At 38.7% G+C, this 4,168-nt stretch carries 4 protein-coding genes and 1 tRNA gene; 4 read left to right on the top strand and 1 reads right to left on the bottom strand.

All coding sequences use genetic code 11. From position 1 onward, the window contains the following. The first annotated feature begins 335 nt into the window (after positions 1–335). Positions 336–412 (top strand) — tRNA-Pro (locus tag PHP06_10670). Positions 413–875: 463 nt separating this feature from the next. On the opposite strand, the gene PHP06_10665 is transcribed toward PHP06_10670, so the two are convergent. Then, positions 876–1,100 carry a DUF1659 domain-containing protein gene (locus PHP06_10665; protein ID MDD3841003.1) on the bottom strand — a complete coding sequence of 75 codons (225 nt, stop codon included), beginning with the start codon at positions 1,098–1,100 and terminating at the stop codon, positions 876–878. Positions 1,101–1,336: 236 nt separating this feature from the next. Here PHP06_10665 and PHP06_10660 point away from each other — a divergent pair, with 236 nt between their 5' ends. The 3 genes from PHP06_10660 to PHP06_10650 all read left to right on the top strand — a co-directional run bounded on the left by PHP06_10660 (position 1,337) and on the right by PHP06_10650 (position 3,599). Then, on the top strand, positions 1,337–1,945 hold the full coding sequence (locus PHP06_10660; protein MDD3841002.1) for a hypothetical protein: 609 nt from the start codon (positions 1,337–1,339) through the stop codon (positions 1,943–1,945). A gap of 188 nt (positions 1,946–2,133) precedes the next feature. Continuing rightward, positions 2,134–2,565, top strand: coding sequence for a hypothetical protein (locus PHP06_10655; protein MDD3841001.1), 432 nt, complete (start codon positions 2,134–2,136; stop codon positions 2,563–2,565). Between the two features lie 884 nt (positions 2,566–3,449). Further along, positions 3,450–3,599: a hypothetical protein gene (locus PHP06_10650; protein MDD3841000.1), complete on the top strand. Its 150-nt coding sequence runs from the start codon at positions 3,450–3,452 to the stop codon at positions 3,597–3,599. The last annotated feature ends 569 nt before the right edge of the window (positions 3,600–4,168 follow it).

Raw genomic sequence — 4,168 nt, 5'->3', positions numbered from 1 at the left:
TTGGAACTACACCACCAAAGACCTGTCCCTCCTGCCTCCACTCCCAGGCCTACTTTAAGCTATTTAAAGAAGACTACTAAAAATCCTATTTTAAAGTTTAGCCAATACTAGCCCCTAGAGACTAGGTAAGTAGTAAATATCATACACCCGAAGCATAAGCAAAAGGTATAGCTAGGCCCAAAGCCCAAGGCAAGCCCTTTAGTAGGGTCATTAGCAAGGTCATTAGCAGGGTCATTTTTATAAAAGCTTGCATCTAGCCAATAGCAAAATTATTGTCTCCAACGCTTGCATTTTTCCTAGCCTTATAGTAATATATTTAATGTTCGCTTATGTATCTGGGTGTGGCGCAGTTTGGTAGCGTGCTTGAATGGGGTTCAAGAGGTCGCAGGTTCAATTCCTGTCACCCAGACCAGTTAAAACCGCTTAAGTCTAAGACTTAAGCGGTTTTTGTTATCAATGAATTTTCTATTAGAAGTCGTCTAAAATGGTGATAAATTTAGGCGGTAACTAACACATAACTAACATTCTTTTTCTTTGTTACCTTCCTTCTCAGGCTTACTGATTGCGGATTATATTAAGACAATTTAATTCTTATTAACTGGTTTGTCGTTGGTCAAATTTCCTCTTACTGTTTTGTAAACTCTTTTTTCTATTACTTATCCAATCTGAGAATCGACTGCTGAGTTACCAAAATCCACTCGGTAATTTAGTGGCATGCTCCTAATGATATTATTTTGATATTTATCTTGAACATTATCTATAATATAGACAGTTACTCTGCCGGGGGTAAGGTAAACTCTATAGACTGAATAAAATTCTTTATGTTGCATAGCGAATTCCTCCTTCCTTCGTTTAATAGGGCTTGGTTGCCCAGGTTAAATGTTAACGAGTTCGGTCTTTTCGTTAACGAGAACCTGATTGACAACATTAGTCTGCAAGCCAGCAATAGCTAATGCAACGTCGAATAGATCCTGGTCAGCAGCTTCGGATTTGACATTGGTATAGGAACGCCTTCGGGATATCTTTTTGCCATCCTCATCCGTCCCCATGTCATACACCAACTGCAGGGTGCTAGGATATGCTCTACTTTCTAAGGCCATCTTGTTCACCTCCTTTTGGAGTATTTGGGTTTCTAAGGAGATTATAACACGGGAACGTGTGTTTGTATATATCTATTTGTATATATATTTAGATATGTACAAATCACTAATAATAGTTCAAAGGTTTTAATGGTTTTATAAGTCTTGTAATTATTGATAAGATTTGATAAAATTTGATTGATGTAACGAGTATAAAGGTTTAATAAGCAAAATAATTATCATGGAGGTAGATAAAATTGAAAAATGACACAATTAATCCACAACTAGAGTTTCACAAAAATTCAACAGGAGAGGCTACTGAAGGATTTTTAAGTGAAGAGAAATTTAATGGTATATTATTTTTTCTTAAAGAACCGAATAGTGGTGGTGAGCCTGCTGATGTTTTCTGGTTAAAAAAAGTGATATATAATGAAGGCAATTATCTCTCTTCACTAACAAATAAAAAGGATAAAATCGCTGCAACAAAATATCCAAATTTATTAAAAAAATGTTTAAAACAAATCGAAATTAATGAAGAAGAACTCAAATATTGTGCATATATGAATCTCCATCCTAACTTTGGCGAAAAGAATATAAGTGATGATTACAAAGATATGTTATCAAATTTTAATAAGAATAGCGGTCAATGGCAATTAATTGAGAAACTTAGACCAAGAGTAATTTTTACTAGTATAGATATTTACAAAAAGATTCAGGCCATACTTAACATAAACCCTAATGATCAAATAGATGGAATAAAATACAAGGGTGAAATACTACCTTGTTTTGAAGGAACAATAGGAAACAAATTATGTAAAGTATATGCGATTTATCATCCAAGTGCTCCCAAAAGTATAATATATTGATTTAATTATCAACCTATTTTACTTAAAAAAGCCGCAACGCCAAGGGTGATATATATACCAGTTATAAAGAAAAAGGAGGGTATTATAAATTAGAAACAAAGGATAAAAAGTATATAAGATGTGTTAATTGTAGTGCTAATATAGATGATTCAGCGAAAATTTGTCCAGAGTGTGGCAAGGCACAAATATTGAAACAATATGAAAAAGAATCTGATTCAAAATATACGATTGAAACACGCGCCGTCATACAAAATTATCTCCTTATGGTTAGCGGACTTTTTATCAGTGCTTTTTTAATCAATGATATTGCTGAACAATTTGGATTAGAATCCTTTTATGATATGCGGACAGGTGAAATATTTACTCCTGGTGCTGATAGTGTATTTGGCAATATCATGACTATTGTATTACTGATAGGGAGCATTTTTCTTGTAATACTCGGATTCAAAGGAAAAAAACTATTCTATAATGTACCCTGCCCTTATTGCGAAGAAAATACAATATTCCCTGTTGGTGAGCAAGCTTACGATTGTGAAGTTTGTAAAAAGCGTATCCTAATGAAAGATAATCAGGTTATGGTAATAGAAAATAGCGTGAGCAAACACGATGAAACACAATAAACACGATTCTCAACTCCCTTCCTGGTTTACGGGAAGGGTCGGGGTTGGGCACAAAGTTTATGTATGATCTACTTGTAGTATACATATCTTTAGGCGGTACTCTCCCAGCCGGGCACACGTTTTAGGCCAAAGGAAGTAACTCCAGAGACATACCTGCAGAGGCCTTTGGACTAAAACTTGTTTGTCTTCCCCTTCCCCAGGCCCCCCATGTTCAATATTCCTTTTAGTCAAAAGTGAGGGATAGGGTCCGGGGGTTTGGGGGTGGGGATTAGGGGGAGAAAAAGGGAAACGAGCGCTTCTTAATAGAATGACCTAAGGCAAGCCTTCCAGAATTTCTTTATAGAGGCTTGCAACAGCGAGTGGGCGACACTCCCAAGAGGATTACTAATAAGGTGGCGCGTGTGCCCGGCTCGTCCTCGTAGTTACTAGCAAAGACACTTACATAGGCAACTCCAGAGACGCTTAATAGAAAACCCATTGTCCACTATTCTGCGGGGCAGAGCAGGGGCAAGGAGATTCTCCAGAGACACTGACATAGGCACTAACGGAGACGCTTAATAGACATACTTTTATTTTATATTGCTGCAAAGAAATACTTATATATTCTTTAGTCGTAGTAGTCGAACCTGTGAGAGATTGTGGTTAGCTCGGCATTATTGCCCTAATTTGTTACGAGAGCTATCCACAAATCCACAGGTTTCTTTATAGGATGACCAAGGAATTTAGATCCAGCATAGACGCTTAGAAGCATATCAGGTTGCCCAGGGCAAGATAACGAACCGAAGGGAGTTTGCCCGATGCGACCTGGAAGAGGCCTTGCAGAGACGCTTAATATTTTAGCAGGTTGCCAAGGGCAGGATAACGAACCAAAGGGAGTCTGACCAATGCAACTTGGAAGGGGCCTTGCAGAGGTACTGGCAGCGTTACTAACAAAGATACTTACAGAGAAAGCAGGCATTCATAGGAGCGAACAGTACCATATGGGGATGACCCATGTGATCGCAGAGGGATGCCTGCTGACCAAGGGATGCTAACGAGCGAAAGTCTGAAAGGATGACCCCACCATCGTGCCAGTCTGGAGCGAGACACTTGCATAGGCACATGCATGACACTTACAGAGATACTAGCGAAGACACTGGCAGAGTTGCTCCAGAGACACTTGCAAAGTAACTAGCGTAGCAAGCAGGCATTCATAGGAGCGAACAGTGCTATATGGGGATGACCCCAGTGAGCGCAGAGGTATGCCTGCCGGCCAAGGGATGCTAACGAGCGAAAGTCTGAAAGGATGACCCCACTATCGTGCCAGTCTGGAGCGAGACGCTTGCAGAGACCCTCACAGAGCCCAGCCTTTCCTTCCCCTATGAGGGTGAGGGCTAGGATGGGGTGGATAAAATAAGGGCAGGTGGATTTGATGCTTGTCCAAATCTACCTGCCTACCCTTTATATAAAATACTGCTTTTTTTGTGTCTAATCATTTTGGAACATACTCAGACCATATAGCCATTGAAGAAAAAACAAGAAAAAAATTTTTTTCAGAAATAAAATCTGTTATTGATTCATTTGATGGAAAAATTACCATTTATGATACTATTGAATTACAATT

It is taken from the genome of Clostridia bacterium (assembly GCA_028698525.1).
Lineage (GTDB): Bacteria > Bacillota > Clostridia > JAQVDB01 > JAQVDB01 > JAQVDB01.
This window is presented reverse-complemented; position numbering and strand designations above follow the sequence as displayed.